This is a genomic window from Kribbella amoyensis (assembly GCF_007828865.1).
Lineage (GTDB): Bacteria > Actinomycetota > Actinomycetes > Propionibacteriales > Kribbellaceae > Kribbella > Kribbella amoyensis.
In genome coordinates this window covers 419276-446031 of sequence record NZ_VIVK01000002.1, presented here as the reverse complement: position 1 = coordinate 446031, position 26756 = coordinate 419276, and the positions used below count along the sequence as shown (strand labels likewise).

Annotated in this window: 26 protein-coding genes and 1 pseudogene; 16 read left to right on the top strand and 11 right to left on the bottom strand. The window is 69.4% G+C overall.

The window, feature by feature from the left end:
• From FB561_RS32385 to FB561_RS32340, 10 genes are all read left to right on the top strand, one after another.
• A complete protein-coding gene (locus FB561_RS32385) occupies nt 1-1698 on the top strand; it encodes a hydantoinase B/oxoprolinase family protein (RefSeq protein WP_145813839.1) in 1698 nt (565 codons plus the stop codon).
• A gap of 35 nt (nt 1699-1733) precedes the next feature.
• A complete protein-coding gene (locus tag FB561_RS32380; RefSeq protein ID WP_170284912.1) occupies nt 1734-2531 on the top strand; it encodes an IclR family transcriptional regulator in 798 nt (265 codons plus the stop codon).
• Between the two features lie 242 nt (nt 2532-2773).
• A complete protein-coding gene (locus FB561_RS32375; RefSeq protein WP_170284911.1) occupies nt 2774-4003 on the top strand; it encodes an ABC transporter substrate-binding protein in 1230 nt (409 codons plus the stop codon).
• 31 nt (nt 4004-4034) lie between these two features.
• Nucleotides 4035-4814: an ABC transporter ATP-binding protein gene (locus FB561_RS32370; RefSeq protein ID WP_170284910.1), complete on the top strand. Its 780-nt coding sequence runs from the start codon at nt 4035-4037 to the stop codon at nt 4812-4814.
• A complete protein-coding gene (locus FB561_RS32365) occupies nt 4811-5566 on the top strand; it encodes an ABC transporter ATP-binding protein (protein ID WP_145813835.1) in 756 nt (251 codons plus the stop codon). The genes FB561_RS32370 and FB561_RS32365 overlap by 4 nt, the downstream gene beginning before the upstream one ends.
• A complete protein-coding gene (locus FB561_RS32360) occupies nt 5563-6447 on the top strand; it encodes a branched-chain amino acid ABC transporter permease (RefSeq protein ID WP_145813834.1) in 885 nt (294 codons plus the stop codon). Before FB561_RS32365 ends, FB561_RS32360 begins: the two co-directional genes overlap by 4 nt.
• Nucleotides 6444-7577, top strand: a complete 1134-nt coding sequence (locus FB561_RS32355; protein ID WP_145813833.1) for a branched-chain amino acid ABC transporter permease — start codon at nt 6444-6446, stop codon at nt 7575-7577. Before FB561_RS32360 ends, FB561_RS32355 begins: the two co-directional genes overlap by 4 nt.
• Nucleotides 7546-8775 (top strand): alkene reductase, encoded by a 1230-nt coding sequence (locus FB561_RS32350; protein ID WP_145813832.1) that lies wholly within the window; start codon nt 7546-7548, stop codon nt 8773-8775. The genes FB561_RS32355 and FB561_RS32350 overlap by 32 nt, the downstream gene beginning before the upstream one ends.
• Nucleotides 8735-9727, top strand: coding sequence for a PDR/VanB family oxidoreductase (locus FB561_RS32345; protein WP_202880967.1), 993 nt, complete (start codon nt 8735-8737; stop codon nt 9725-9727). Before FB561_RS32350 ends, FB561_RS32345 begins: the two co-directional genes overlap by 41 nt.
• Entirely contained in the window at nt 9720-10352 is a 633-nt protein-coding gene (locus FB561_RS32340) for an MSMEG_1061 family FMN-dependent PPOX-type flavoprotein (protein WP_145813831.1), read from the top strand. Before FB561_RS32345 ends, FB561_RS32340 begins: the two co-directional genes overlap by 8 nt.
• A gap of 38 nt (nt 10353-10390) precedes the next feature.
• On the opposite strand, the gene FB561_RS32335 is transcribed toward FB561_RS32340, so the two are convergent.
• Nucleotides 10391-11173: an IclR family transcriptional regulator domain-containing protein gene (locus FB561_RS32335; RefSeq protein ID WP_145813830.1), complete on the bottom strand. Its 783-nt coding sequence runs from the start codon at nt 11171-11173 to the stop codon at nt 10391-10393.
• Between the two features lie 63 nt (nt 11174-11236).
• Here FB561_RS32335 and FB561_RS32330 point away from each other — a divergent pair, with 63 nt between their 5' ends.
• From FB561_RS32330 to FB561_RS32320, 3 genes are read left to right on the top strand one after another with little or no spacing between them, the layout of a single operon-like run.
• Nucleotides 11237-12040, top strand: coding sequence for a CoA transferase subunit A (locus FB561_RS32330; protein ID WP_145813829.1), 804 nt, complete (start codon nt 11237-11239; stop codon nt 12038-12040).
• Nucleotides 12033-12788, top strand: coding sequence for a CoA-transferase subunit beta (locus tag FB561_RS32325; protein WP_202880966.1), 756 nt, complete (start codon nt 12033-12035; stop codon nt 12786-12788). The genes FB561_RS32330 and FB561_RS32325 overlap by 8 nt, the downstream gene beginning before the upstream one ends.
• A gap of 30 nt (nt 12789-12818) precedes the next feature.
• The gene (locus FB561_RS32320; protein ID WP_145813828.1) at nt 12819-14012 is read left to right on the top strand and encodes a thiolase family protein; all 1194 of its coding nucleotides are present in this window, start codon (nt 12819-12821) and stop codon (nt 14010-14012) included.
• Between the two features lie 122 nt (nt 14013-14134).
• On the opposite strand, the gene FB561_RS32315 is transcribed toward FB561_RS32320, so the two are convergent.
• Entirely contained in the window at nt 14135-15238 is a 1104-nt protein-coding gene (locus tag FB561_RS32315; RefSeq protein ID WP_170284909.1) for a DNA alkylation repair protein, read from the bottom strand.
• A gap of 124 nt (nt 15239-15362) precedes the next feature.
• Here FB561_RS32315 and cobF point away from each other — a divergent pair, with 124 nt between their 5' ends.
• Nucleotides 15363-16115 (top strand): precorrin-6A synthase (deacetylating), encoded by a 753-nt coding sequence (cobF, locus tag FB561_RS32310; RefSeq protein ID WP_145813827.1) that lies wholly within the window; start codon nt 15363-15365, stop codon nt 16113-16115.
• A 250-nt stretch (nt 16116-16365) separates the two neighbouring features.
• Entirely contained in the window at nt 16366-17229 is an 864-nt protein-coding gene (locus FB561_RS32305) for a hypothetical protein (RefSeq protein WP_145813826.1), read from the top strand.
• A 10-nt stretch (nt 17230-17239) separates the two neighbouring features.
• Here the strand turns inward: FB561_RS32305 and FB561_RS32300 are convergent, their stop codons facing one another.
• From FB561_RS32300 to FB561_RS38860, 7 genes and pseudogenes are all read right to left on the bottom strand, one after another.
• A complete protein-coding gene (locus FB561_RS32300) occupies nt 17240-18673 on the bottom strand; it encodes a ThiF family adenylyltransferase (protein WP_238335296.1) in 1434 nt (477 codons plus the stop codon).
• A 22-nt stretch (nt 18674-18695) separates the two neighbouring features.
• Nucleotides 18696-19064, bottom strand: a complete 369-nt coding sequence (locus FB561_RS32295; RefSeq protein WP_145813824.1) for a hypothetical protein — start codon at nt 19062-19064, stop codon at nt 18696-18698.
• Entirely contained in the window at nt 19064-19315 is a 252-nt protein-coding gene (locus FB561_RS32290; RefSeq protein ID WP_145813823.1) for a multiubiquitin domain-containing protein, read from the bottom strand. Before FB561_RS32290 ends, FB561_RS32295 begins: the two co-directional genes overlap by 1 nt.
• Nucleotides 19316-19466: 151 nt before the next feature.
• The gene (locus FB561_RS32285; protein WP_238335261.1) at nt 19467-20057 is read right to left on the bottom strand and encodes a hypothetical protein; all 591 of its coding nucleotides are present in this window, start codon (nt 20055-20057) and stop codon (nt 19467-19469) included.
• A 450-nt stretch (nt 20058-20507) separates the two neighbouring features.
• Entirely contained in the window at nt 20508-21179 is a 672-nt protein-coding gene (locus tag FB561_RS32275) for a hypothetical protein (RefSeq protein ID WP_145813820.1), read from the bottom strand.
• Nucleotides 21176-21763 carry an RNA polymerase sigma factor gene (locus FB561_RS32270; RefSeq protein ID WP_170284907.1) on the bottom strand — a complete coding sequence of 196 codons (588 nt, stop codon included), beginning with the start codon at nt 21761-21763 and terminating at the stop codon, nt 21176-21178. Before FB561_RS32270 ends, FB561_RS32275 begins: the two co-directional genes overlap by 4 nt.
• A 165-nt stretch (nt 21764-21928) precedes the next feature.
• Nucleotides 21929-22332, bottom strand: a pseudogene (locus tag FB561_RS38860) (substrate-binding domain-containing protein).
• 665 nt (nt 22333-22997) lie between these two features.
• On the opposite strand from FB561_RS38860, the gene FB561_RS32255 reads away from it, so the two are divergent.
• Entirely contained in the window at nt 22998-24602 is a 1605-nt protein-coding gene (locus FB561_RS32255; RefSeq protein WP_145813816.1) for a carboxylesterase/lipase family protein, read from the top strand.
• A 49-nt stretch (nt 24603-24651) separates the two neighbouring features.
• On the opposite strand, the gene FB561_RS32250 is transcribed toward FB561_RS32255, so the two are convergent.
• Nucleotides 24652-26022, bottom strand: coding sequence for a DHA2 family efflux MFS transporter permease subunit (locus FB561_RS32250; protein WP_238335260.1), 1371 nt, complete (start codon nt 26020-26022; stop codon nt 24652-24654).
• A gap of 197 nt (nt 26023-26219) precedes the next feature.
• The gene (locus FB561_RS32240; RefSeq protein WP_145813815.1) at nt 26220-26702 is read right to left on the bottom strand and encodes a MarR family winged helix-turn-helix transcriptional regulator; all 483 of its coding nucleotides are present in this window, start codon (nt 26700-26702) and stop codon (nt 26220-26222) included.
• Nucleotides 26703-26756: the final 54 nt, after the last annotated feature.

Below are 26756 nucleotides of genomic sequence, written 5' to 3'. Positions count from 1 at the left end.
ATGGACGGAGTCCGGATGGCGGTGCTCAGCAGCCGCCTGAACGTGGTCGTCGAAGCGATGATGAACACCATCTTCCGCTCCAGCCGGTCCGGCGTGCTGAACAGCGCGCACGACTTCTCCTGCTGCATCGTCAGCGCCGGCCACGAGCTCGTGATGGGCGCGGAGAGCCTGCCGATTCACATGATGAGCGGCCCCGACCTGATCTCCCGGGCCATCGCCGAGGCGTACCCCCGGCAGCAGCGCGGCGACGCCTTCCTGCACAACTCGCCGTACAACGGCAACTCCCATGCGGCCGACCATTGCCTGGTCGTGCCGGTGGTCGACGAGCAGGGCGTGCATCGGTTCACCGTGCTGGCCAAGGCCCACCAGGCCGACTGCGGCAACTCGCAGCCGACCACCTACATGGCCGACGCCCGCGACGTGTACGAGGAGGGGGCGCTGCTCTTCGACGCCTGTCGCGTCCAGTCCGGGTACCAGGACAACGAGGACGTCCTCCGGATGCTCAAACTGCGGGTCCGGGTCCCGGACCAGTGGTGGGGTGACTACCTGGCCCTGCTCGGCGCGGTCCGGCTCGGCGAACGGCGGATGCTCGAACTCGGCGCCGAGCTCGGCTGGGACGTCCTGGACGATTTCGTCGGCCAGTGGCTGGACTACAGCGAGTCGCTGATGGCCGAGGCGATCTCCGGCCTGCCGGCCGGCCACTTCGACGAGACGACCGAGCACGACCCGTACCCCGGAGCGCCGGACGGCGTCCCGATCAGCATCGGCATCGACGTCGACCCCCGGCAGGGCCGGATCCGGGTCGATCTGCGGGACAACGTCGACTGCCTGCCGAACGGGCTCAACCTGACCGAGTCGACGGCTCGGACCGCTGCCATGCTCGGCGTGTTCAACTCGATCGGCCAGGGCGTTCCGCCGAACGCGGGCAGCCTGCGCCGGATCGAGGTCCAGCTACGCGACAACTGCGCGGTCGGTGTTCCGGCCCATCCGCACAGTTGCTCGGCCGCGACCACCAATCTCGCCGACCGGGTCTCCAACGCGACGCAACGAGCCTTCGCGAACTTCGCCGAAGCGATCGGGATGGCCGAGTGCGGCGCCGTGATCCCGGCTGCGGCGGCGGTCATCTCCGGCCGTGATCCGCGCACCGACCACGACTTTGTGAACCAGATCTTCCTGGCCGTCACCGGTGGTGCCGGGACGCCGTGGACGGACGCCTGGCTGACGATCTTCCACGTCGGCTGCGGCGGCATGCTCCGGCGCGACAGTGTCGAAGGAGCCGAGATGGCGCACCCGATCCTGGTCCGCAGTCAACGCCTGGTCCCCGACACGGAAGGTGCGGGACGGTTCCGTGGCGCGCCCTCGGCCGAGGTCGAGTACGGCCCGGTCGGCACCACCCTGTCGGTGGCCTACGGCACCGATGGCTCGGTCCGGCCCGCCATGGGAGTACGGGGCGGCACCGCGGGTGGGCTGTCACGGCACTGTCGGCGGCTGCTCGACGGCACGCTCGAACCGCTGGCGGCGCAGGGCATCATCCAGTTGGCCGACGGCGAAACGATCGTGTCCGTCACCGCCGGCGGAGGCGGGTACGGGAACCCGCACGACCGGCCTCGGGAGCAGGTGGCTCACGACGTCGCCGAGCGATGGATCAGCGCCGAACGCGCCCGCGAGGTCTACGGCTGGCAGGACCTGACCGACTGATCGCGCCGAGGTCGGACGTGCGCTACGCTTCAGCCGTGGCTCGCGATACGAACAATGGCACGCAGAGTGAACCGGGTGGCATCCAGTCGGTGGCCCGGGCGCTGTCGATCCTGGAACTGTTCGACGACAAGCGGTCGATGCTGACGACCAACGAGATCGCCACCTTGACCGGCTTGAACCGCGGCACCACCTACCGGTTCTGCCAGACCCTGAAGAAGCTCGGCTACCTGGACGAGATCGGCCAGTCGACCTTCCGGCCGGGGCTGAAGGTGCTCTCGCTGGCCCAGGCCGCCCTGGGTGGACGCGAACTGGTCGACATGGCGATGCCGACCCTGCAGGCGCTGCGGCACGACACCGGCGAGACCGTCAATCTCGCCGTGCCGGACGACCTGGAGGTCGTCTACGTCGCCCGCCTGCTCAACGACGACCTGCTCGCGCTCCGGCTGGTCGTCGGCAGCCGGCTGCCGATGGTCTTCTCCTCGCTCGGCCGGTCGATGCTCGCCTTCCTGCCGGCGGCTGAGATCGACCGCATCATCAGCAGCACCGAGATGCGGCAACTGACACCGCACACGATCACCGACCGGCGCGAGCTGGATCGGCGGCTGGAACAGGTCCGGCAGCGGGGATTCGCCCTCAACGACCAGGAAGTGGCCACCGGCGTCCGCGGGATCGCGGCGCCGGTGATGGCCGCCGACGGCCGGCCAATCGCCGCGGTCAACCTTTCGATCGCGCGGCCGCTGGACACCGCCAAACTCGAGGACGACCTCGCGCCGCGGCTACTGGCCGCCGCCGACGACATCGCGCGCCGTACGTCCCATCTCGAGAACTTCTGAGCCGATGGGCCGGCGCCCGTGACGTCCGGCCCGCCACCACGCCCCCGGCCGGCAGCACCGTCGACAACACCGGCCCGGGGCGTCCCCCTGACGCTCAGCACAGCAGTCGTGCACGCTATGCGAGCGAACGCTCGAAAGACGAGCGAATCTTGCGCGTTCCCCTTGACCCCACCACGACGCCGGTCCTACCGTGGCTTTCACTTAGCGAGCATTCGCTCGCTATACGAACGGCAGGAGGAACGGTGAATCTCCCCCTTCACAAGTCGATCGTGGCGGTCGGGTCGGCTGGACTCCTGGCGCTGACCCTCGCCGGCTGCGGCGCGTCCGAGAAGTCCGGTGCGGGCTCGGCGAAGGCCGGCGCCGGCGCACTGGAATGCCGCGACGGCCGGATCCTGGTCGGGGTCGCGAAGGCCGAGAGCGGCTTCGCGTCGTTCTTCGACATCGCCGGCCGGCGCGGCCTCGAGGTCGCGGTCGACGAGATCAACGACAGCGGTGGCGTCAAAGGGTGCCGCCTCGAACTCCAGGCCCGCGACACGAAATCCGATCCGGCCGTCGGCGCGCAGGTCGCCAAGGCCCTCGTCGACGCCGGTGCCCAGATCCTCGTGGTCGCCGACGACTTCGACACCGGGGTCGCCGCGGCCAAGGTCGGCCAGAGCGCCGGTGTGCTGACGCTCTCGCTGGCGGCGTCCTCGACCGTGTTCGGCAAGGCCGTCGGAGACCTGTTCTTCAGCGGCGGCATCACCACCACCGAACTCGGCCGCGCCCAGGCCCGGTACGCCCTCGACCAGGACTGGAAGTCCACCTTCCAGGTCATCGACACCGGCCTGGCCTACTTCACCGAACAGGACGAGCAGTTCCGCGCCCTCTACGAACCTACCGGCGGCAAGATCGGCAAGGTCGAGAAGGTCGACTCGCTGGGCGGTCAGGCCGATTTCAGCGCCGTCATCTCCTCGATCAAGGCGGCCAAGCCCGACGTCGTCCAGGCGCTCGCGGTCTACCCGGCCGTCGGCACGTTCGTCAAACAGCTGCGTGCGGCCGGCGTCGACACCCCGGTCGTCGGCAACATCACCCTGCAGACCAAGGAGTTGCCGGGCCTCGTCGGCAAGAGCGCCGCCGACCGCATCTACTACGCCGCGCAGATCTACTTCGAGGGCACCGGCACCGACCCGGCCATCGACAAGTTCGTCCAGGCCTACCAGGCGAAGTTCGGCCAGTTCCCCGAGCAGGCCAACGCGCCGGGCGCCTACCAGACGTTCATGGCGATCAACCAGGCGCTGCAGCAGGACAAGGTGGTCGACGCCCGGACGGCCGCCGACACGATCCGCGGCCAGACCGCGCTGCCGGTTCCCGGCGGGACGCTGAGCCAGTGGAAGGACGGGTACGCCATCTGGGACCCGGCCGTGATCGGCCTCGAAGCCGGCGCCTGGAGCGTCAAGAAGACCTACCAGGCCAAGAACCTCCTGGGTGAATGACCGGCGACCGATGACCCGAGAAGGGCAGCGCATGTCACCAGCAGCGTCCGAGGCGACGATCGCGAGCAAAGCCGGCCAGACCGGCCCCGCACTTCCAGAGGGCTCCCCGCCGCTGGAGGTGCGGGGCCTCGTCAAGCGGTTCGCCGGCGTGACGGCCCTCGCCGGGGTCGACCTGCGGGCCGGGCGACGGGAGATCCTGGGCCTGGTCGGACCCAACGGGTCGGGCAAGACGACCTTGATGAACTGCATCTCCGGGGTCCACCGGCTCGACGAGGGCCAGGTGTTGCTGCAGGGCGAGGAGATCTCCGGCCGGCCGAGCCGGGCCCGGGCCCGCCAAGGCATCTGCCGGACGTTCCAGAACCTGAAGCTGTTCGGGGAACTGACGGTGTGGGAGAACGTCCAGGTCGGCGCCAACGCCGTCGGCGGCCGCGGGGCCCGGCCGGTCCCGGACTGGCTGGACCTGCTGCGCCTCGGCCCAGTGGCCGACGCGGTCGTGCGGTCCCTTCCGTACGGCTACCAGCGCCGGGTCGAACTGGCCCGGGCGCTGGCCGGTGCGCCGGAGGTGCTGCTGCTGGACGAACCGGCCGCCGGCCTCAACGACGAGGAGACCGCCGAACTGCGTGAGCTGGTCCTGACCGTCCGCGCCGAGGTGGGCTGCGCGATCGTGATCATCGACCACGACATGGACCTGGTCACCGGGGTCAGCGACCGTGTCCAGGTACTCGACGAGGGGCGCACCCTCTTCGAAGGCGACCCGCGGGCCGCGTTCACCGAGCAGGCCGTCGTGGACGCCTACCTGGGGGAATCATGACCGCCCCGCTGCTCAGCCTGGACGGCATCACCGCCGGCTACCGGACCACTCCGGTCATCCGCGACTTCCGGCTGTCGCTCGCCGAAGGCGAATCGCTGGCCCTGCTCGGCGCGAACGGCGCGGGCAAGACCACGCTGATGAAGGTCATGGTCGGGCTGCTGCGCCCCTGGTCGGGCCGGGTGCTCCTCCGCGGCAGCGACATCACCGAGGTCGCGGCCGAGGAACGTCCGCTGCTCGGCGTGGCGCTCGCACCCGAGGGCCGTGGCATCTTCGGCACCCTGAGCATCGAGGAGAACCTGCTGATGGGCGCGCTCGCCGTGCGGCGCAAAGAGGGCCGGCGCGCGTCGCGGGCCCTGGTGGCCGAAGGCCTGGAGCAGGTCTACGAGACGTTTCCCGTGTTGGGCAAGCGCCGCGATGACAAAGGCTGCCACTTGTCCGGTGGTCAGCAGCAGATGCTCGCGATCGGGCGCGCGCTGATGGCCCGCCCGGCGCTGCTCCTGCTCGACGAGCCCTGTCTCGGCCTGGCGCCGAAGGTGGCCGGTGAGCTGTACGAGGCACTCGGCCGGCTGAGCACCGCCGAGCGCGGCGTCGTCGTGGTCGAGGAGTCGTCCCGCCGAGCTCTCGGCTTCGCCGACCGGGCCTGTGTGGTCAAGCTCGGCCGCAAGGTTCTCGACTGTCCCGCGGCCGAAGCCGGGGACGACGAGGCGATCATGAGCGCCTACTTCGGCGTGGAGACGGAGGTGCGCTCATGACCGGTGTGCTGCAAAGCGTTCTGGACGCCCTCAGCGTCGGTTCGATGTACGCCCTGCTGGCGCTCGGGCTGACGCTCGTGTTCAGCGTGATGAACCTGATCAACTTCGCCTACGGCCTGCTGCTGGTGTGGACCGCCTACGGCGTCGTCCTGCTCGGCGGGGCCGGCTTGTCGTTCTGGCTGGTCGTTCCGCTGACCATTCTGCTCGCGACAGCGCTGTCGCTGCTGATGGGCTTCGTCGCGTTCCGGCCCTTCATCGGCGCGCCGCAGACGACGTTGCTGATCACCTCGTTCGGCGTCCTGCTGGTCACCCAGTACGTCGCGGTCGTGATCTTCGGCGAGGCGCCCAGAGTCCTGCAGGTGCCAGAGGGGTTCAACAAGGTGCTGCAGGCCGGCGACCTGCGGATGCCGGTCCTGCAACTGCTCACCATCGGCGCCGCGGCGCTGACCGTGCTCGCCTTCTACCTACTGCTCAACCGCACCCCTTACGGCGCCCAGCTGCGCGCCGCGGCCGAGCTGCCGGACGTGGCCCGGCTGATGGGGATCCGGCCGAACCGGGTGCTGATGATCGCGTTCGCGATCAGTGGCGTGATCGCCGGAATCGTCGGCGTGCTGTGGTTCGCCAAGGTCGGCGCCGTCACGCCGCGGTCGGATCTGGAACCGACCCTGAAGGCCTTCATCGCCCTGGTCCTCGGTGGCCTGGGCCGTCCGGCCGGCGCGATCTACGGCGGGCTGCTGCTCGGCGCGATCGAGGTGACCATGAGCGCGGTACTACCGGGTTCCGCGATCCGGTACACCTCGGCGCTCGTCTTCGCGCTGGTGATCGCGATGCTGCTGGCAAGGCCGCAGGGCGTCGCCGGTGGAAAGGCGGTCGAGGTATGACCAACACCTGGCTCTCGCTGCGCACCAACCACCCGGCCGGCCGCTCGGGACTCGCCCGCGCACTGGGCGGCGCCGTGCTGGCGAGCCTGATCGTGCTGGTGATCTCCGCCGCCGTCTCGGGACTGCCCGGGATGGCGCAGGTGGTGCTGGTCTTCGGTATCAACGCCGTGCTGGTGGTCGGCTACCAGACCTTCGCCGGCAACACCGGCATCGTCTCGTTCGGCCACGTCGGCTTCATGGGCCTGGGCGCGTACGCCGGGGGAATCGCGGCGGTGCCCGTCGCGGACAAGGAGCTGTACTTCCCCGACATGCCGGCCTTCCTCGCGTCCTGGGACGCCGGCGGCGTACTGCCGTTGCTGATCGGCGGTCTGGTGGCCGCGGTCGCTGCCCTGGTCACCGGGCCGGCGCTGATGCGGTTGTCCGGCGCGGCGGCGTCCATCGCGACCCTGGGGCTCCTGGTCGTGATCAACAACGTCCTGTCCCAGGCGACCCCGATCACCCGCGGCCCGCAGTCGTTCTTCGGGGTGCCGGAGAACACCACGTTCGCGATGGTCTTCCTCTCGTTGTGCGCGACGGTGCTGCTCAGCGCGGCGTACAAGTGGTCGCGCGAGGGACGCAACGCGCGGGCGGTCCGCGACCAGCCTGCCGCGGCCGCCGCGGCCGGTGTCTCGATCGTTCGGTCCCGCACCGTCGCGTTCGTCATCTCGGCGTTCGTCACCGGCATCGCCGGCGCCCTGTACGCGCAGCTGCTGACCGCGTTCTCACCCGGCTCGTTCTATCTCGGCCAGATGGTCCTGATCGTCGCGATGGCGATCGTCGGCGGGGTCAACAGCGTCACCGGAGCGCTGGTCGGTGCCGCCGTCATCACCGTCCTGAACGAGGTGATGCGGCGGCTGGAAGGCGGGGTGAGCGTGGCCGGCCTGACCATCGACCTGCCGGCCGGGGTGGCCGCCGCGGTGCTCGGCGCCGCCCTGATCGTGACCTTGAAGTGGCGGCCGGAGGGATTCCTCGGTCATCGCGAGCTGATCCTGGCCGGCCCGGTCGGCCGCGGCCCCGACATCGCCGCCGCGCGGCCCGGTCAGACCGAGGAGGAGTCCGATGCCGTCCCCGTCGTCCCCGCCAAACCTTGATCCGGCCGCCGGCCGTCCCGCCGGGCCGGGGACCACTCGGATCGAGCGTTCGCTGTTCGGCGAACTGACGCTGCGCGGCGGGGTCACGCTGGCGAACCGGATCGTGATGGCGCCGATGACCCGCTCGCGCGCGACCGAGCCGGGCGACCTGCCCTCCGAGGCCGCCGCGGAGTACTACGCGCAGCGGGCCGGCGCCGGCCTGATCGTCAGCGAAGGCACCGTCATCAGCCGCCAGGGCAAGGGGTACTCGCTGACCCCGGGCATCTACGACGACGCCCAGCTGGCGGCCTGGCGGGGAATCGCCGACGCGGTGCACCGGCGGCCCGGGGCCAGGATCTTCCTCCAGCTCTGGCATGTCGGCCGCATCTCCCACGAACTGATCGCCGGCGAGCAGCCGGTCGGTCCGTCGCCGGTCGGGTCGCCGACCGCCCGGTTGTGGTACCTCGATCCGGCCACCGGTCTGCCCAGCTTGTTGCCAGCGGCGGTCCCCCGGGAGCTGGGCGCCCGTGACATCGACCAGGTGCTCGGCGACTACGCCTCGGCCGCCCGCCGGGCCGTCCAGGCCGGCCTGGACGGTGTCGAGGTGCACGGTGCCAACGGCTATCTGCTGGACCAGTTCATGCGATCCACCACGAACCGGCGCACCGACACCTACGGCGGCTCGCCCGCCGCGCGGGCCAGGTTCGCCGGCGAGGTCGTGGCCGCGGTGGCCGCTGAGATCGGCCCCTCCCGGGTCGGTCTGCGGGTCTCCCCCGACGTCGACTACGGCGACACCGACGACCCCGAGATCTGTGCGACCACCCTGCTCGTCGCCCAGGCCGCCGATCGGGCCGGCATCGCCTACCTGCATCTCGTCGAGTCGAACAACGCCAACTACCTGGCCGACGGGCGGGCCGCGGGCGTGGTCGACGACGCCTTCCGCGAGGCGCTGAGGGACAGCTTCGGCGGGAGCATCGTCGCCGCCAGCGACTACGACCTCACCAGGGCCCAGGACGCGTTGGCCTCCGGATGGGTGGACGCCGTGGCGTTCGGGCGGCCGTTCATCGGCAATCCCGACCTCGTCGACCGCCTCCGGCACGGATGGCCGCTGGTCGAGAGCGACCGGGACACGTGGTACGGAGGAGATCGGCGGGGATACACCGACTACCCGGTCTACCGTGCCCAGCAGCTTCCGGCGACTGGAGACGGCGGTGGGTGAGCTGTCCGGCCCGGCCGAGTCCCCGGTCGTGGTCTCCGCGCTGACCTGGGAAGCCGAAGGAGTGGTCGCCGTCACCCTGCGCGGCACGGACGCCGCTGTCCTGCCGTCCTGGTCGCCCGGGGCCCACGTCGACCTGATCCTGCCCAACGGTGCAAGGCGTCAGTACTCGTTGTGCGGGGATCCGGCCGACGACCGGACCTATCGCGTCGCGGTGGATCGTGTCGTGGACACCCGCGGCGGCTCGGAGTACGTGCACCTGTTCCTCCGGCCGGGCCAGCGGCTGCGTGTCGGCGTACCCCGGAACCACTTCGCTCTCGATCCGTCCGAGCGATCGTGGCTCTTCCTGGCCGGCGGGATCGGCATCACGCCCTTCCTGCCGATCCTCGGCCAGGCCGAGGCCGCCGGCATCCCCTGGCAGTTGCACTATGCCGGCCGGACCCGCTCGCGGATGGCGTTCGCCGACCTGATCGCCGCCAAGCCCGGCCGGGCGACCGTGTACGAGACCTCGACCGGGAGCCGGCCCGATCTCCCTGCCCTCGTCGCTGCCTGCCCACCCGGATCCGGGGTGTACGTGTGCGGACCGGAGCGCCTCCTGGACGCGAGTGAGCAGCTGGTATCGGCTCGTCCGGACCTGACCTTGCACGCCGAGCGATTCCGCCCGCGAACCAAAGAACTCCCGGCTCCCCGGCCGTTCACGCTGACGACGCGGCGCAGCGGGCTGACGATCTCGGTCCCGGCCGAGCGAAGCCCGCTCCAGGTGCTCGAGAGCCACGGTGTCAGGATTCCCTCGGGTTGTCGTACCGGTCTGTGCGGCGCGTGCGAGATCGCCGTGCTGGCCGGCGAGGTCGAGCACCGCGACGACGTCCTGACCGGTGCACAGCGGGCGACCGGCCGGATCATGCTTCCTTGCGTCAGCCGCGCCCAGGGAGAAACGCTGGTGGTCGATGTCTGAGCGACCGCGCTACCGACGGCTCGGCCTGACCGAGCTCGCCGCGGTGATCGGCGAACCGGAGCAGGCCGCCCGGACGAAGAAGCGGGCGGACCTCGGGCTGGCGGCTCGCCGCTACATCGCTCACTCGCCGTTCGTGTGCCTGGCCACCACGTCGGCCGAAGGCGCCGACTGCAGCCCGCGCGGTGACGAGCCGGGCTTCGTCCGGGTGCTGTCGTCCTCGATGCTCGCGTTGCCGGACCGGACCGGCAACAACCTTGCCGACTCGTTCCGGAATCTCGCCGCGGACCCCCGGATCGGACTGCTGTTCTTCGTCCCTGGTCTCACCGAAACCTTGCGGGTCAACGGTCACGGCTACGTGACCGACGACCCGGCGGTGCTGTGCCGATTCGAGGAGGGGCCGCGGCCGGTCGAGCTGGCCTTGATCGTCGAGGTCGCGGAGGCGTACTTCCACTGCGGGAAGGCCGTCATCCGCTCGGAGCTGTGGTCCCCGGACCTGGACGCCGCGGCCGCCGTGGCACCCGGTACCAACGTCTTCGCGCTGGACAACGCCGAACGTCCACATACTTCCCTGTCCTCGGCGGAGATCCACACCTTGCTGGCCGAGGGCTATCAACAGGAGCTGTGACGGTCGATCCCAACACCGAGCCCACGAAGCTCCTGTCGTCAGAGCCGGCCGCGCTGGCTGAGCGCGGTGCTGATCTGAGCGGCAGCCTGCTGGAGGAGCGGGAGGACTGTGGCGCGGAGGGAGTCCGGGGTGGAGCGGGAGGCGTGGGCCGAGACGTTGAGGGCGGCCACGGCCTGGCCCCGCGGGTTGTGGATCGGGGCGGCGATGGAGCGGAGGCCGAGCTCGAGTTCTTCGTCGACCAGGGCGTAGCCGTCGGCGCGAGCGGCGAGGACGGCGTCGTACAGGGCTGAGGTGGTCGTCAGGGTGTGCGGCGTCAGCGGCTCGGGAGTGAGGGCGGCGAGGTAGGACGCGAGGTCCTCGTCGGGCAGGTCGGCGAGCAGGACCCGCCCCATCGAGGTCGCGTACGCGGGGAGGCGGGCGCCGACGCCGAGGGCGACGGTCATGATGCGGCTGGTGGGAACCCGGGCGACGTACACGATGTCGGGGAGGTCGAGGGTCGCGATCGAGCAGGACTCGCGGGTCTCAGCACTGAGCTCCTCCAGGAACGGGCCCGCGAGCTCGGCGAAGTCCAGCGACGACAGATAGGCCCAGCCGAGCGCGAGGACCCTAGGTGTCAGGGAGAACCGGCGGCCGTCGCTGCGGACGTACCCGAGCTCCGCCAGCGTCAGCAGGATTCGCCGGGCCGTCGCCGGCGTGATACCGACCTCGCGGGCCACCTCGCTGAGGGTCAGCGCCGGCGCGTCCGCGGAGAACGCGCGGATCACCGCCAGCCCCCGCTCCAAGCCCTGCAGGAAGGTCCCCGTGGACGCGGCATCGGCCATCAGTTACCATCACTTCGTTGAAAGAAGATTATTTCGCTCAGCGAAATACTAGCGGAGCTGCTGATGCCACGTCCAGTCCCTCTCGGCGAAGCGATCGCCACCCATGTCCACGACGGCGACCTGGTGGCGCTCGAAGGCTTCACCCACCTCATCCCGTTCGCTGCCGCGCACGAACTCGCCCGGCAGGGACGCCGGCACCTGAAGCTGGTCCGGATGACGCCCGACCTCGTGTACGACCAGCTGATCGGCCTCGGCATCGTGGACGAGCTCGTGTTCTCCTACGGCGGCAATCCGGGCGTCGGGTCGCTGCACCGGTTGCGGGACGCTGTCGAACACCATTGGCCGCACCGGCTGGCCGTCCACGAGCACAGCCACGCAGGCCTGGCCAACGCGTACGTGGCGGGCGCCGCGCGACTGCCTTTCGCGGTACTGCGTGGCTACCGCGGCACCGACCTCGAAGATCAGCGGGACATCGTCGACCGGGTCACCTGCCCGTTCACCGGTGAGGAGCTGGCGGCGGTTCGCGCCGTGAACCCGGATGTCACCGTGATCCACGCCCAGCTGGCCGATCGCGACGGGAACGTCATGTTCTGGGGCATCACCGGGGTCCAGCGGGAGGCGGTCCTCGCCGCCGAGCGGGCGATCGTCACGGTGGAGGAGGTCGTCGACGTGTTCCCCGAGCGGACCGGCGCCGTGGTCCTGCCGAGCTGGGTCCTGTCCGCCGTCTGCGTCGTACCAGGCGGCGCGTGGCCGTCGTACGCGGCCGGCTACTCCGTGCGGGACAACAGCTTCTACCAGCAGTGGGACGAGATCGCCCGGGATCGCGCGAAGTTCCTCGCCTGGGCCGAGGAGAACGACCTTGTCTGAGCCCTGGACCAGCGCGGACCTGATGACCATCGCGGCCGCCCGCGAACTCACCGACGGCGACGTGTGTCTGGTCGGGGTCGGCCCGCCCAATCTCGCCGCCAACCTGGCCCGCCGGACCCACGCGCCGAACGTCCGGCTCGTCTACGAGTCCGGCGCGATCGACGCCCGGCCGCAGCGGCTCCCACTGTCGATCGGCGACGACGACCTGGCCGCGACCGCGACCGCGATGGTGTCGGTACCGGAGATGTTCAACTACTGGGTCGGCGCCGGCCGGATCGACGTCGGGTTCCTGGGCGCCGCCCAGCTGGACCGCTACGGGAACCTCAACACCACCGTCATCGGTCCGCACGACCAGCCGATGATCCGGCTCCCCGGTGCCGGCGGAGCACCGGAGATCGCAGCATCGGCCCGGCGGGTGATCGTGATCGTCCGCCAGTCGGCCCGGACGTTCGTCGAGCAGCTCGACTTCGTCAGCTCGGTCGGGTACGGCCCGACCGGCCGCGAACGCCGGGCCACCGGAGCCGGTCCCACCCTCGTCATCACCGATCACGGCGTCCTCGAGCCGGACCCGGGCAGCAACGAGCTGACCCTGACCCGGCTGCATCCCGGCGTCAGCACCGACCAGGCCCGCCGGGCCACCGGCTGGGACCTGAAAGTTGCCGACAGCATCAAGCTCGTCGAGCCGCCCACCGAGCTGGAACTGACCGCCCTGCGGCGATTGCGGGATCGGGAGGACCTCGATGTCTGACCGAGTCGCCCGCCTGGAAGGAGCACGCCGATGAGATCCGCCCTCATCCTGGACGCGGTGCGTACGCCCGTCGGCAAGTTCGGTGGCGCCCTCGCGAACGCTCGCCCCGACGACCTCGCGGCCGCCACCGTCAAGGAGCTCGTCGACCGGACGGACACGGACCCGGCCGAGCTCGACGACGTGATCCTCGGCAACGCGAACGGGGCCGGTGAGGAGAATCGCGACGTCGCCCGGATGGCCGTGCTGCTCGCCGGCTTCCCCACCAGCGTTCCCGGTACCACCGTCAACCGGCTCTGCGGATCCGGCCTCGAAGCCGCGATCCAGGCCGCCCGGGCGATCGAGACGGGCGACGCGGAGCTGGTCGTCGCCGGTGGGGTGGAGTCGATGAGCCGCGCACCCTGGGTCCTGCCGAAACCCGGCAAGGCCTACCCGGCCGGCAGTCTCACCGCGGAGTCCACCGCACTCGGCTGGCGCCTGGTCAATCCGAAGATGCCGCCGCGATGGACGGTCTCTCTCGGCGAGGCGACCGAGCTCCTCGCCGAGAAGTACGGCATCACCCGCGCGGCCCAGGACCTGTTCGCCCTGGCAAGCCACCAGAAGGCGGCCAGTGCCTGGTCCGCCGGGACCTTCGACGCCGAGCTCGTACCGTGGGAACGCCTCGGCGTCGACGGCCCCCGACTCACCCGCGACGAGTCCGTCCGCGACGGCGGTACCCCCGAGAAGATGGCCGGACTCGAACCGGCCTTCCGATCCTCCGGCGGTACTGTCACCGCCGGCAATGCCGCCCCGCTCAACGACGGCGCATCGGCTGTCCTGATCGCTTCGGAAGCCACCGCGCGGCGGCTGGGCCGCGAGCCGATGGCCCGGATCGTGAGCCGCGCGGTCCACGCCGTCGACCCGCGGTACTTCGGGATCGGGCCGGTCGAGGCATCGAACAAGGCGCTCCATCGGGCCGGGATCGGCTGGCCGGACCTGACCCTGGTCGAGCTCAACGAGGCGTTCGCCGCCCAGAGCCTTGCTTGCCTTGGGCAATGGCCGGCGCTGGCCCCGGACAAGGTGAACGTGAACGGTGGAGCGATCGCCCTCGGCCATCCCCTCGGCAGTTCCGGGACCCGCATCCTCACCACGCTCGCGCACGAACTCCGCCGACGCGGCGGTGGGTACGGCCTGGCGACGTTGTGCATCGGTGTCGGCCAGGGCCTGGCGATGGTCATCCGGGCGTGAGCTGGTTCGGAGCGTCGCCCGCCACCGCACACGGTGTTTCCAGTGGCCGGGTCACGGCCGTTCCGCTGACGATCAGGGGGCGACCACTCCGGCGATGTGCGGATCGGGCGGGGTCGGGATCGTCATCGGTCCTCCTCCAGGGCCAGGGTGAACACGGCGCGACCGAACGGGCGGCCGTTGATCTGCAGTTCGAGGGCGTGCTCGCCGGCGTGGTACCGGCGGGTCGAGATCGGCTTGAACGAGTGCCGTTTCGCGATCGACGTGGACTCGCCCGGACCGAGCGTGCGGGTGGTCAGCTTGAAGACCTTCGGCGCGAGCGTCCCGTTCGCCTTGACGTGGTGCACCACGTAGTCGATCGCCAGCCGTACCTCGTCCGGCCCGTCGTTGCGGGCGTCGAACGAGAAGGCGAGGGTCTCCCCGACCACGACAGCCGTTGCCCCGAGCACCGGCCCGTCCACCACCAGCGCGGTCGGCGGGCGATAGCCGAGCAACTCCAGGGCAGCAGGGTCACCCGCCTTGATCAGCGTGCGCAAGGCGTGCCGGACGAGCTGGGCCGTGGTGTCGACCGGGTCAGCCAGCCAGTCGCCCGCGATCTCCACCGCGAGGGCGGGATCGGTCCGGCTCAGGTCGTTCAGGTGATTGGCGACCGACCGGCGCACGTACTCCGAGTCGTCGGCGCGCAGCGCTTCCAGGATCGGCCGGGTCACGTCGGTCCGCTCGAACAACTGCGGCACCTGCTTCGCCCACGGCAGCCGCTGCCGGGTCCCCTCGCTCGCCAACCGGCGGACGTGCTCGTCCGGGTGGTCGGCCCACTTCGTCACCACCGCGAGGGTCCGGTCCAGGTCCGCGGTGAGGAAGATGCGCAGCGCGAACTCCGCGGTCAGCCGCGGCGTCAGCTCGGCCAGCAGGACGAGCCCAGCCTCGAACTCGTCCCGCGCGACCGCCCGGACCGCGACCGCCTCGGTGACCGGCCAGATCATCCAGCCGGTGAACGCCGGGTCCGGCAACGCGGCCCGGATGACCCGGTCCAGCGACGCGAAGTCCTCGGGCAGGTCGGCGAGCAACGCCTCGCGCACCAGCCGGCCGCGTTCGCTGAACGACGCGGCTGCCAGCTCCGGCGGGACCGTGCGCACGCGGGCGAAGCGGTTCGCCGGGTCGGCCCGGCGCAGGCAGGCGCCCAGGGCAACGACCGACGCGGTACTGAGCATCTCCTCGGCAGTCGGCACGTGGCCCCTCCAGCTCTCGCCCCGGCCGGTCGGCGGGCACTGACTGCTAAATTAGCAGCCACTACCCGGCCCGACAAACCCCCGGCCGGACGTGCCCGGCCGGGTCCGGCATAGGCTCACCGGCATGGAGATCAAGGTGATCGGGATCGGGGCCGGGGATCCGGACCACCTGACCCTGCAGGCCGCCCGGGCGATCGCGGCGACGGACGTGTTCTTCGTGCTCGACAAGGGCGAGGTCAAACAGGAGCTCGTCGACCTGCGGACGGAGATCCTGCGCCGGCACGCGGGCGAGCACCGGGTCGTCGTCGGCCGGGACCCGGACCGCGACCGCAGCAGCGACGCGTACGTGGAGTCGGTGGACGACTGGCGCCGGCGTCGCGCGGAGGTGTGCGCGGCGCTGATCGCGCGGGAGCTGACCGAGGAAGGGACCGGCGCCTTCCTGGTCTGGGGCGACCCTTCCCTCTACGACAGCACGCTGGCGATTCTCGAGGACATTCTCGGCCGCGGGGAGCTGCGATTCGACGTCGAGGTGATTCCGGGGATCAGCAGCGTTTCGGCGCTCGCGGCGAAACACCGGATCGGGCTGAACCAGGTCGGCAAGCCGATCCAGGTCACCACCGGCCGCCGGCTCGCGCAGGCCTGGCCGGACGGTGTCGACGACGTGGTGGTGATGCTGGACGCGCAGACCGCGCTCACCGAGCACACCGACCAGGACGCCGACATCTACTGGGGCGCCTACCTGGGCACTCCGGACGAGCTGCTGATCGCGGGCAAGGTCGCCGAGGTGGCCGACGAGATCGAGCGGGTCCGGGCCGAGGCACGCGAGCGCAAGGGCTGGATCATGGACACGTACCTTCTGCGCCGAAATCACCGGTAGCCCCAACGACAACCTGTGCTGCTGGCTTAGTGGTCAGTGCCGTAAGTTCGTCGGGAGTTACTGGGGCTTCCGGGCTGTGGGGTCGTTCAGGTAGAGGCCGCAGGCGCAGTCGAGTGCTTCCTTGGCGGTGCCGGCGGGGTAGCCGCAGGCGGATGCCCAAGCGACCGCCGGTGGTTGACGTCGTCTCGCCGCGAGCCCGCCTTACCACGACCAACTGGCGAGTAGCGATCGTCCCCTTAGTGTTCTCCGCATGCTCGCGTCCATTTTGCCAGGCCTTCGAGATCTCCGTACGCCGCTTACGACAGGCTACCTGTATTTCCTGACGATCTGGCTTGCCTTCGGCAAGGATCGACTGCTCCCTGCAGAGACCGACAGTCGTCTACTGAACAGGATCCACGACCTCGCCGAACTGCTCGGCCCGCCCGCGGTCCTGGCCGCTGTCTCCTTTGCGGCGTACCTGCTCGGGTCGATCGTGACGATCCGAACGATCAAAATGCCCGAGGGGTTGCTGAAGGTGCTGAAGGCTGGTCGGGACTCTGCCCGCGATCAGTTGACCGTCTGGGTAGCCGAGCAAGCAGCGACGCTCGAGGCCAACGATCGCGGAGCGAGGGCCCTGATCGGCCGCCGAGACCTCCCTCAGCTGTTCAGGGACCAACTGCAGGAGATCCTCGATCACGTCGACGTCGATCCGACCGATGAGCAACGGGCACTGAACGCCGGCCTGTCCGAGCAGGAATTGGATCGGTCTCGTCAGCGCCGCGCTCTTACGTCTGCCTTGACCCTGTCAGCAACCGACGATCATGACGCGTTGGTGACCCGATTGCAGATCGAGAGGGAGACGCTCTACAACGACTACGACCGCCTTCGATCCGAAGCTGAGCTGAGGTTCAGCATCTTCATCCCGCTGATCGCCCTGGCGGTCGTTGCATCCGCACTCTGGAGCGTGTGGTGCCTGTTCACTCTACTTCTCCCGTGCATCCTGCTGGGCCAGGCAGTGCGTCTGCAAGCAAGGGCCGATGAACGCGTACGCCAGGCACTCGTCCGAGGCGTGGTCAAGTCCCCGACCATCGAAGCGCTCACTCAGATCCAGACCCCAAGCGCGGTCGTCGGCTGAAGCTGGCCGCTCAGCGCCCGGAGTTGGCGATCGCCTCCAGCCAATAGTCGACGACCTCGTTGAACCGGCCCCTCAGTCCCCGTCGGAAGTGCTGCCACGAGCCGTCCCGCCGCAGATCGGTACGCGCATCCCCCACGGCGATCTGGCTTTCGGTCGGGCAGTACGGCTGCGTTTGGTGAGGGAGGTGCTCGAGGTGGTGCAGCGCGAGGCTGAAGCGCAGAGCACTCGGCACACCGAGTCCGGCCGGATGGGCGACCAGGCTGACGAACTGCTCCAACTGGCTGCCGCTGACGGCTGCGCACAGAGCCGCCACGTTGGGCCGGCCGGACACCGAGTCTCGACCGGCCCTGCGGATGTACTCAGGGTCGTCCAGATCGCCGCTCATCTCGAGCGCGACCTCGGTCATGTCGACCTGCCCCGTGCATGCGAGGCAGGGCATTTCAGGTGTTGCGGTTTGCGCTCGTCTCGTGGCGCCACGCATTCCGCCGGACTCGAAGACGTCGATGGCGATCCCACCGTCGATGACCGGGATCAGGTCGGCGTACGCGACGGTGTTGAGCACTGCCCGGGGCCATGGCCTGTCGACGCAGCTGAAGATGACGTCGTAATCGAGGGCATCTGCCAGGCCAGTGGGTGAGCAGACACTGTCGTGGTGGCGGGTGACGGTGAACGTCTTCGCCGTGGAGGCCTGTCGGGCGAGGCGTGCGGCGACGTCGACCTTGGGGCGACGAAGTCGGGCATCGCGGCGCGTCGCTCCGATCATGCGGTCCCGGTTTAGCGTCTCAATGCGATCGAAGTCCATGACTCCGATCTCGAGGATGCCCGTGGCGGCGAGACGTTGGACGACATCGAGTCCGACGCTTCCGACACCGACGACCAGGACTCGCAGGCGGGTGATGTCGCGATGCAGCGCCTCTCCCCAGGCGGAGATCGTCCGGGCCTGGGTCGTGGTGTCGGCAATGGACGGGATCAACTCGTCGTTCCACGAAGTGACCAGCGTCCGTCCGACACGCCGCACCGATGCCGCCCACTCGGCACGGCCTTCCGTCCAGACGCGGGCCGACCACGACTCGTTGCCTGCCAGCGTCATGCCGACCAGCGGCATCCCCGTGAGCTGTTGAACGAGGTCGGCGTACGACGACTCGGCGTCGGCGTCCTGTGTACTCATCCGCTGCCAGCCCCGACCACCAGGATGGCTGTGGAGCATCACGACACCGCTGCCCCGACGAGTTGCCTGGGCAGCGACCCGAAGTACGTAGCCGCCGGTGATGGACGCGTTGCCGTGGACCTCGCGCTCGCCGGCGCGGGGCAGCTCGACACTCGTGATCAACCGGCTGGTGCGGTGGGCGCCCGTGGAGACCGAGTACGTGGCCAGGCAGATGTCCTCCTGGCCATCGGGGCGGAGAAGGTGACGGGTCAGGTCCTGGTGGTCGGTCGCGGTCATCGCCACCGAGTGAGTGTGCATGTCAGACCGCCTGTCCTAGCATTCCCCGGACGTGTGAGATCCAGGTCAGGATCGGTTTGCGGTTCATCGTCCACGGACCCGTATCGCGGGAGTGACGGCGCCACCCAGGCTCGCAGTCCTGGCTGTCGGTGTTGGTCTGGGGGAAGTTCACCTCGTCGCGCAGGTGGATCCAGTGCGGCGGGACGCTCGGCCATCCTTGGAGTTCGCTGATGCTGACGCCGGTCTCGACCTCCTGACCTGCGTACCGGCCCGCTACGCAGGTGACCGTGTAGCGGACGGTCTCGGCGTAGCGGGACGGGTTGTGGCCTTCCTCGTCGAGGTCGGCGATGAACCGGGTGACCCCGTCGGTGGGGGAAGGCCGGCCGGTCATCAGGCGACTGGGGCGCTGTGGCGCACGGTGACGAACGCGTCGCCGTCCTTCAGGTCGATGACCTTCTCGTCGCGGTACACCTTGGGCTCGCCGTGACGGTTGATCTTGGCGAGGTCATACTGCGCCGGGTCGACGCCGGCCAGACGCAGCAGCGACGCCGCCTCCTGGTCGTCGTCGCGCGTGACGAAGGACTGGCCGTCGATGGTGATAGTGACCTTCTTACGCTTCTCGTGCTCTTGCTCGTCGTTCATGGTGCTCCCGAATCTCGATGTCATGGTGCTGCTGTGAGCTGGTGATCCGTGCTCCAGCTACTGGTCCGCGTCGGACGCGTCCAGGTCCCGCGAGAACCGCTGGGACTGCCAGCGTCCTCTCACCATGTAGTCGAGACAGGCGGCCGGGGTGTTAGCGGCACTCCTCGCAGCGACCGGTCGCATCTAGGAGATTCGGTCGGTAGGACAAGAAGCAGCCGCCACTGCACATGACGAGGGCGGCGTTCTGGCGGTCGCAGCGGCACTTACCGCAGTCGGGGCAATGCACTTCCTCGCAGGTCTGACACGGGAAGCTCCGCACGCGGCGGGTCTGGCCGCAGCAGGTCACCTCACGCTCCGGCCGCTGGTCGTAGTCGCGCTGGGTCTGCGGGTGGAACTTCTCAGCTCCCCAGAGGTCGATATCGGACAGGATCGCGATGGAGCGCTTCTCGTCAAGCGCGATCGCGTCCATGTAGAAGTCGGCTCGTTCGCCCCACGGCATCGCCCAGAAGGCCTGCCGCTGCATATCGGCGCCGGCCTTGAGGAAGCTCAGAGGGTGCTCAGCCGGCACCGGCTGCTTCGGCCAGGGGTAGACCTTCGGCCAGCCGCGGTCCGGGTCTGGGCGAACGCTGGCGTAACTCACGATCATGGCTCCGGTGGCGTACTCGCGGTCGACCAAGATGACGGCTCCGACTCCAGGCAGGTGGGCCGCGAGGGCGATCGCGCAGGCAGGCATGCTCGCCATACTCGACTCGTACAGCTCCTTGACATGACGGGCGGCGAAGCGGACCGACGCCTACGACCAACAGCGTTGATTCTTCACTCAGCAGAAGACGTTGGGCGATCCGATCGCACAGGGTCTCCAGCATCTGCTCGGGCTTATGCTGCTCGACGAGCCAGTCGAAGATCTCCTCGACGTTGTTGACAAGCCAGTGACCGACCTCGTGCGCCAGGGTGAAGTTCTGCCTGCGGCTATTGGGCGTCGGCGCGTAGAGGATGACCCCGTCCTTCAAGAACGACAGTCCATCGCACGCGCCACCATCGTCTCGCCGTTCACTGAGATGTGCGGCCTCCTGCACCTGCAGTCCCAGATCGCCGCGCATCGTCTGCAGCGGGTCAGTCGAAAACCGCGCGATCACCTGAGCAGACAAGGTGGCCGTCGCGGCCTCTACGCAGTCGTCAAGAGTCTGCACGGTCAACTTGTTTCGAGTGCTCGGACAAGTGCTTCCAGCGAATCGAGCATCTGCTCGGCTTCGGGCTCGCGTCCACGTTGGGCCGACGACAGCATCCTCGTGCGCAACACCGTCTGCGCCATGGCCGGGGAGATCCGCTGGGCGAGGGCGAACCTCTGGACAAGGTCGCTGAAACGCTTGGTGACTGCTACGAGGTCCGCCACGGTGTCCAGCGCGCTCTGCTTCACTGCTGGGGCTGCCACCAGATTGTCCGGGCTGGTTCCGATCTCTTCAGCGATCGCGCGAATCAGTGCCGGAGAGACGTCGGAGGCGACGCTGGTCCGCCAGCGGAAGATGTCGGAGGTCTCGACCTCCCAACCTCGCCTTCGGAGTCGCTCCGCAAGCTTCGTCGGCTTCAGCTTGTTGCGAGAGCACCACTGAGTGAATGCGGCGGCGTCGAGCCGGAACGACTGATCCGGCACAAGCCCCAGCATTGCCGCAACAGGGTCGGCCTGAAGAGGTGGGGCGCCGTGGGCCGACTCCCACACTAGATTGTCGAGCTTCTCAAGGCGCTCGAACGCCGAACGTTCTTGGTCATCGAGCTCCGCAAGCTGCCGGTCGCGTTCTGGGCCAGGCGGTGTCTCGAGCAGTTGCTCCAACAGTTCGTCCCTCTCGTCGAACTCGTTCCCGCTCACAGAGCACCTCCTCTCGCTTCGATGATTTCTGCCAGCTTCTTCCGCGCCCTCATAATGTGCTGCCGGACCCTGGAGGCGGAGACGCCCATCTCGGTTGCCACTTCGCCCGAGGTGCGCTCCAGCGCCTTCACCTCCCAGAGGATGCGGGCGCCCTCCGGATCCGTTCGCGCGAGCTCCGCCAGACTCGCCCGAACCAAAACCGCGCGAGCTTCGCGCTCGTCGATCTCCGCGACGACAACCGCGGGGTCTAGATCCTGATGATCGCCGTCCGGCTCGTCCTCGAGTGGAGTCGCGTCGTCGATGACAAGGCGCTCGTGCGTCCGCGCGGACGACTTCCACAGGTCGAAGATCTTCCGCTTCACCGTCTGAACGAAGAGCCCTCCCCAGCTCTCGACACTACTCGGCGGATTTCTCACGAGCGAGAGCACCGCTTCCTGGACGATGTCCTCGGCAAGGTGCCGGTCATCCTGCCGCAGCAGGGAGTGAGCAACCCGGAACATCGCGTCCTTGTGCTTCAGGTACTGCGCAGCAATGTCCGTGACGTCAGCGTCACATCTCGGTACCGCGTCGCGATGCCGATCCATGTCTACCTCCCGCGGGCCCGCGGACTCGACTTGCATTGTGTCAGGTAGTCGATCCGGGACGCGAAGGTGTTAGCAGCGACCGTCCGCAGGCCGAGATCCCCACAATCCACGCGATACCTCTCATCACAACCGCCTGACTGACGGTTAACAGTTTCCCCCGGCAGGTCAGGTCGGGACCGGGCCCGTGGACGACCGCACACGGAGTTCGGGGTCGATGAAGATCTCGTCCGTGTCGACGGGGGTGTTACTCATCATCGCGACGATGGCGCGGGCGGTGTTGTCGGCGATGCGGTCGACCGGCTGGCGGACGGTCGTCAGGGGTGGGTGGTGAAGTCGAGCATCGGAGAGTCGTCGTAGCCGACGACCGAGATGTCGGCGGGGACGCACCGGCCTGCGCGCTGGACGGCACGGATGGCGCCGAGGGCCATTTCCTCGCTGCCGGCGATGATCGCGGTGACGCCGGCGGCGAGGAGCTCCTCGGAGCCGGCGAGGTCGCGGCGGTCCATGGCCTGGACGAAACCCTCGACGCGGCGGTCGGCGGGGATGTTGCTGACCGGGCCGGCGCAGATGCCGATCCGCCGGCGACCGAGATCGTACAGGTGCCCGACCGCCAGTTCGGCCGCGCGCGGTCGTCGGTCGAGTAGACCGGAGCCTTGGAGTCCGGGAAGCCGCCGTTGACGCTGACGAACGGATGCCTCGCGACTCCAGTAGCGTGCGCGCGACCGTGTCGGGATTGCGGGTGGTGTTGCAGGAGGGGAAGACCGCGGACGTAGTCGTGGTTGACCCGCATCATCCGGGCTTTCCCTGGTGGCAGGGTGGGGTGGCAGCGGAAGCGGGCCTGGATCGAGGTCTTCTCATCGGAGGAGATCACGTACTCGTCGTCGCCGAGCGGCCGTGCGGACACGCCGATCCGGCAGCATGGACGACATGGCGACGCCCCCACAATCCACCAAGACCTCGCTCGGCCAACGGCTACGGGCCCGCGCCCGCGAACGCTGGCCGGCCCTGACCGGTGTCAACGTTCGCTACCGCGGCCCTTTCGCCTACGTCGACGGACAACTGGCAGACGGCACCACGCTGCCGCTGTGCCGGCTCCTACCTGAACGACCCCACAGCCCGGAAGCCCCAGTAACCCCCGACGAACTTACGGCGCTGACCACTTAGACCAAAGGTGTAGGCACAGTGGCCGCCAGGCCGAAGCGAGTGCGTCCCGCTTCGGCCGAGGCTGCTGTGCATGACAAGGACCACTAGCAAGAAGCTGCGACTCGCCCTGGCGCTCGCGCTGGTACCGCTTGCGCTGTTGACCAATCGAGCCACCGCCGCCCCCGACCAGGCCGACACGAGCACCGACGTACGTACCGACGCGGGCGTTGTCCGCGGAAAGGTGTCAGGTGCTGCCCGGGTGTTCAACGGCATCCCGTACGCCGCTCCCCCGGTGCGGGAGCTTCGCTGGAAGGCGCCGCAGCCGGTCAAGCCGTGGCAGGGCGTCCGCGATGCGACGAAGCTCTCCGCGGCCTGTCCGCAGTTGGACAACCCCGAGGCGCCCGGTGGTTCGACCACCGAGGACTGCCTCTATCTCAACGTCACCACAGCCACGCAGCAGGCCACGAAACCACGGGCCGTGGTGGTGTGGATCCCCGGCGGCGGCTTCTTCTCCGGAGCGGGCAACAGCTACGGGGCCGCGAAGATGGCGACCCGCGGCGACGTGGTCGTGGTCACGGTGAACTACCGCCTCGGCATCTTCGGATTCTTCGGTTACCCGGGTCTGCCGGGCTCCGGGACGTACGGCGTGCAGGACCAGCAGGCCGCGCTCCGCTGGGTCCAGCGCAACGCCCGCGCGTTCGGCGGTGACCCGCGCAACGTCACCGTGGCGGGTGAGTCGGCCGGGGGGATGAGCGTGTGTACGCAGCTCACCTCTCCCACGGCGACCGGGTTGTTCGACCGCGCCGTCATGCAGAGCGGCTCGTGCGCGTTCGACTGGGCCGACAACAGCCAGTACCCGGGCCAGGCGGCCGACTCGCCGTGGATCCCCGTGCGCCGAGTGCAGGAGAACGGTGCCGAGTGGACCAAGGAGGCGAAGGACAAGCTGAAGTGCCGACCTGGTCAGTCCACCATCGACTGCCTGCGCGCCGCTGATCCCGCCGTCCTGGTGGAGGACACGCAGCAGTTCACGCAGGTCGCGTACGGCGGGACCGCGGTGCTTCCGGTGAGCCCGGCGAAGGCGATGGACGCCGGGTGGTTCCACCGGGTGCCCGTGTTGTCCGGCAACAACCACGACGAGGCGACCGGGTGGCTGGCCGCGTTCAACGGCGGCGTCATCACCGCTGCCGACTACCCGCGCCTCGTGACCGACATGGTGGGCGCGAAGAAGGCGGCCGCGGTACTGCGGGAGTACCCGCTCTCGCAGTACGAGTCGGCGGCCGCTGCTTGGGCCACCGTCACCACCGATCGCGTGTGGTCCTGCAACCAGGTCGCTACGGACCAGGACGCAGCCCGGAAGGTCCCGGTGTACGCGTACGAGTTCGCGGACAAGAAGTCGCCGTTGTCCCAGCCGGGCCAGGGCGCCGCGCACGCGACCGAGCTGCCGTACCTGTTCAGCCTCGGCGGCTACGACTTCCCGCTGAGCCCGACCCAGGAGCGGTTGTCGGAGCAGATGCTCGACTACTGGACCGCCTTCGCCCGCACCGGCAACCCGAACGGACCGGACCGCCCGTACTGGTCACCGGTTGACCGTGGTGACGTGAAGGGCCTCTCGCTCGCCCCGTCCGACCAGAGCGGCGTCCACCAGGTCAACCTGACCGACGAACACCACTGCAGCTTCTGGAACCGGCTGAAGTAGTTCGGACGCCTCCGGTGCCGTCGACGGTGACGGCACCGGAGGTGAGCGATCAGGCCTTCGGCTTGAGCTGCGTGGCGGTCAGGGCGATGGCCGCGAGGACGAACGCGGCAGCGACGAGGAAGGCGAGGCTGTAGCCGTCGCGGAGGGCGGCGACCTCAGGGGCGCCGGCGCCGAGGCGTTCCGTGGTCCGGGAGGCCGCGAGGGTGGCCAGGACCGCGGTACCCACCGCCGCTCCTGCCTGCTGGGCGGTGTTGTTCAGGCCGGAGGCGAGACCGGCGTCGGTGGCTTCGGCGCCGGACATCGCGAGCATGATCGCGGACGGGATCGCGACGCCCATGCCCGCACCCATCAAGGTCAGCACCGGCGCGACATGCAGCCAGTACTGGCCGTCGACCGGCGCCTGGCCGAGCAGGACGAGGGCGGCGAAGAAGGCGGTCAGGCCGGCCAGCAGGACCTTCCGGCTGCCGAAGCGGACCGTGAGCCGCCCGGCGACGAACAGCGACATCAGCCCGATCGTCACCGGGCCCGGCAGGAAGGCGAGACCGGTGGCGAGGGAGTCGAAGCCGAGCACCCGCTGGAGGTACAGCGCGGTCATGAACTGGAAGCCGAAGCCGGCCGCGAACATCAGCACGACCACCACGTTCGCCACCGACACCTGGCGGTCGCGGAAGATGCGCAGCGCGAGCAACGGCTGCGCGGCGCGGGCCTGCCGGAGGACGAAGCCGGCCAGCAGGACCAGCGCGATCCCGGCCAGCAGCAGCGTGCGCCCGGTCTCGGCGTGCGGTTCGGCGGTCTGGACGATCGTGTAGACCGCGAGCGACAGACCGGCCGTGACCAGGACGGCGCCAAGCAGATCGGCCCCCTGGGCCAGACCGAGGCCACGGCCGGTAGTGATCAACCGTGCCGCGAGCAGCAGGGCGACGAGTCCGATCGGCACGTTGACGAGGAAGGCCCAGTGCCAGCCGACGGTCTGCGTGATCACGCCGCCGACGACCAGGCCGACCGACGCGCCGCCGGCCGAGGTGAAGCTGTAAACACCCATCGCCCGGGCCTGCTCGCCCGGCGCGGGGTACAGCCCGACGATCATGCCGAGGATCACCGCCGACGCCAGCGCGCCACCGACGCCCTGGGCGAACCGGCCCGCGATCAGGGTCTCCGCGTTCGTCGCGATCCCGCAGACCAGCGAGGCGGCGGTGAACAGCGCGAGCCCGGCCAGGAACACCCGCTTGCTGCCGAGCAGGTCACCCAGCCGTCCGGCCAGCAGGAGCAACCCGGCGAACGCGATCAGGTAGCTGTTCATCACCCAGGCGAGCCCGGCCTGACTGAACCCGAGGTCGGCCTGGATCGTCGGCAGCGCGACCGTCACCACGGTGCCGTCGAGGATGATCATCAGCTGCATCGCGCACAGCACCGCCAGCACGCGCGCCCGCCGTCGCAGCTCGGCCGGCCCGGCCGGCCCGGCCGGCCCGGCCGGCCCGGCCGGCCCGGTGGCCGCTTCTCCACTATCGCGGCCAGGTGCCGCGTTCACCTCTGAGGTCACCGTTCGTCTCCTTGTCAGCAGGGCAGGACAAGAGAGACGTTAGCAGATAGTTCCGTAGTAGACGATCTATTTATTGACTACTTTGCCCGCTGCCTGGCCCGCCGGACCGGCTGCGCCTCGACCGGCGTCGCGAGGTGGTGGCCGACCAGTTCGGCCAGGGCGTCGGCGAACGGCCCGCGCTGCGACGCGGCGAGGGCGGCCAGCGCCTCGCCGTGCACCCGGTCCACGATCCGCTGGCCCTCCTCGGCAGCCCGGGCACCGGCCTCGCTGACCGCGACGATGCGCGCCCGCCGGTCGGTCTCCGAGGGCTTGCGCTCGGCGAGACCTGCCTTTTCCAAGGCATCCACCGTGACGACCATCGTGGTCTTGTCCAGGTACGCGAGCTCGGCCAGCTGGACCTGGGTCCGCTCCTCCTCGAGGGCGTAGAGCAGCACACACTGCATCCGGGGCGTGAGCCCGACCTCGGCCAACGCGGCCGTCAGCTGGGTCTCGAGCACGTGCCCGGCATGCTTGAGCAAGCCGGTCAGATCGGGAACGGTCCGCACAGGGGTGGTGGCCATCCAGTCATTCTACTGACAAACCATCTACTACCGAACGATCTCCGTCGACGGCAG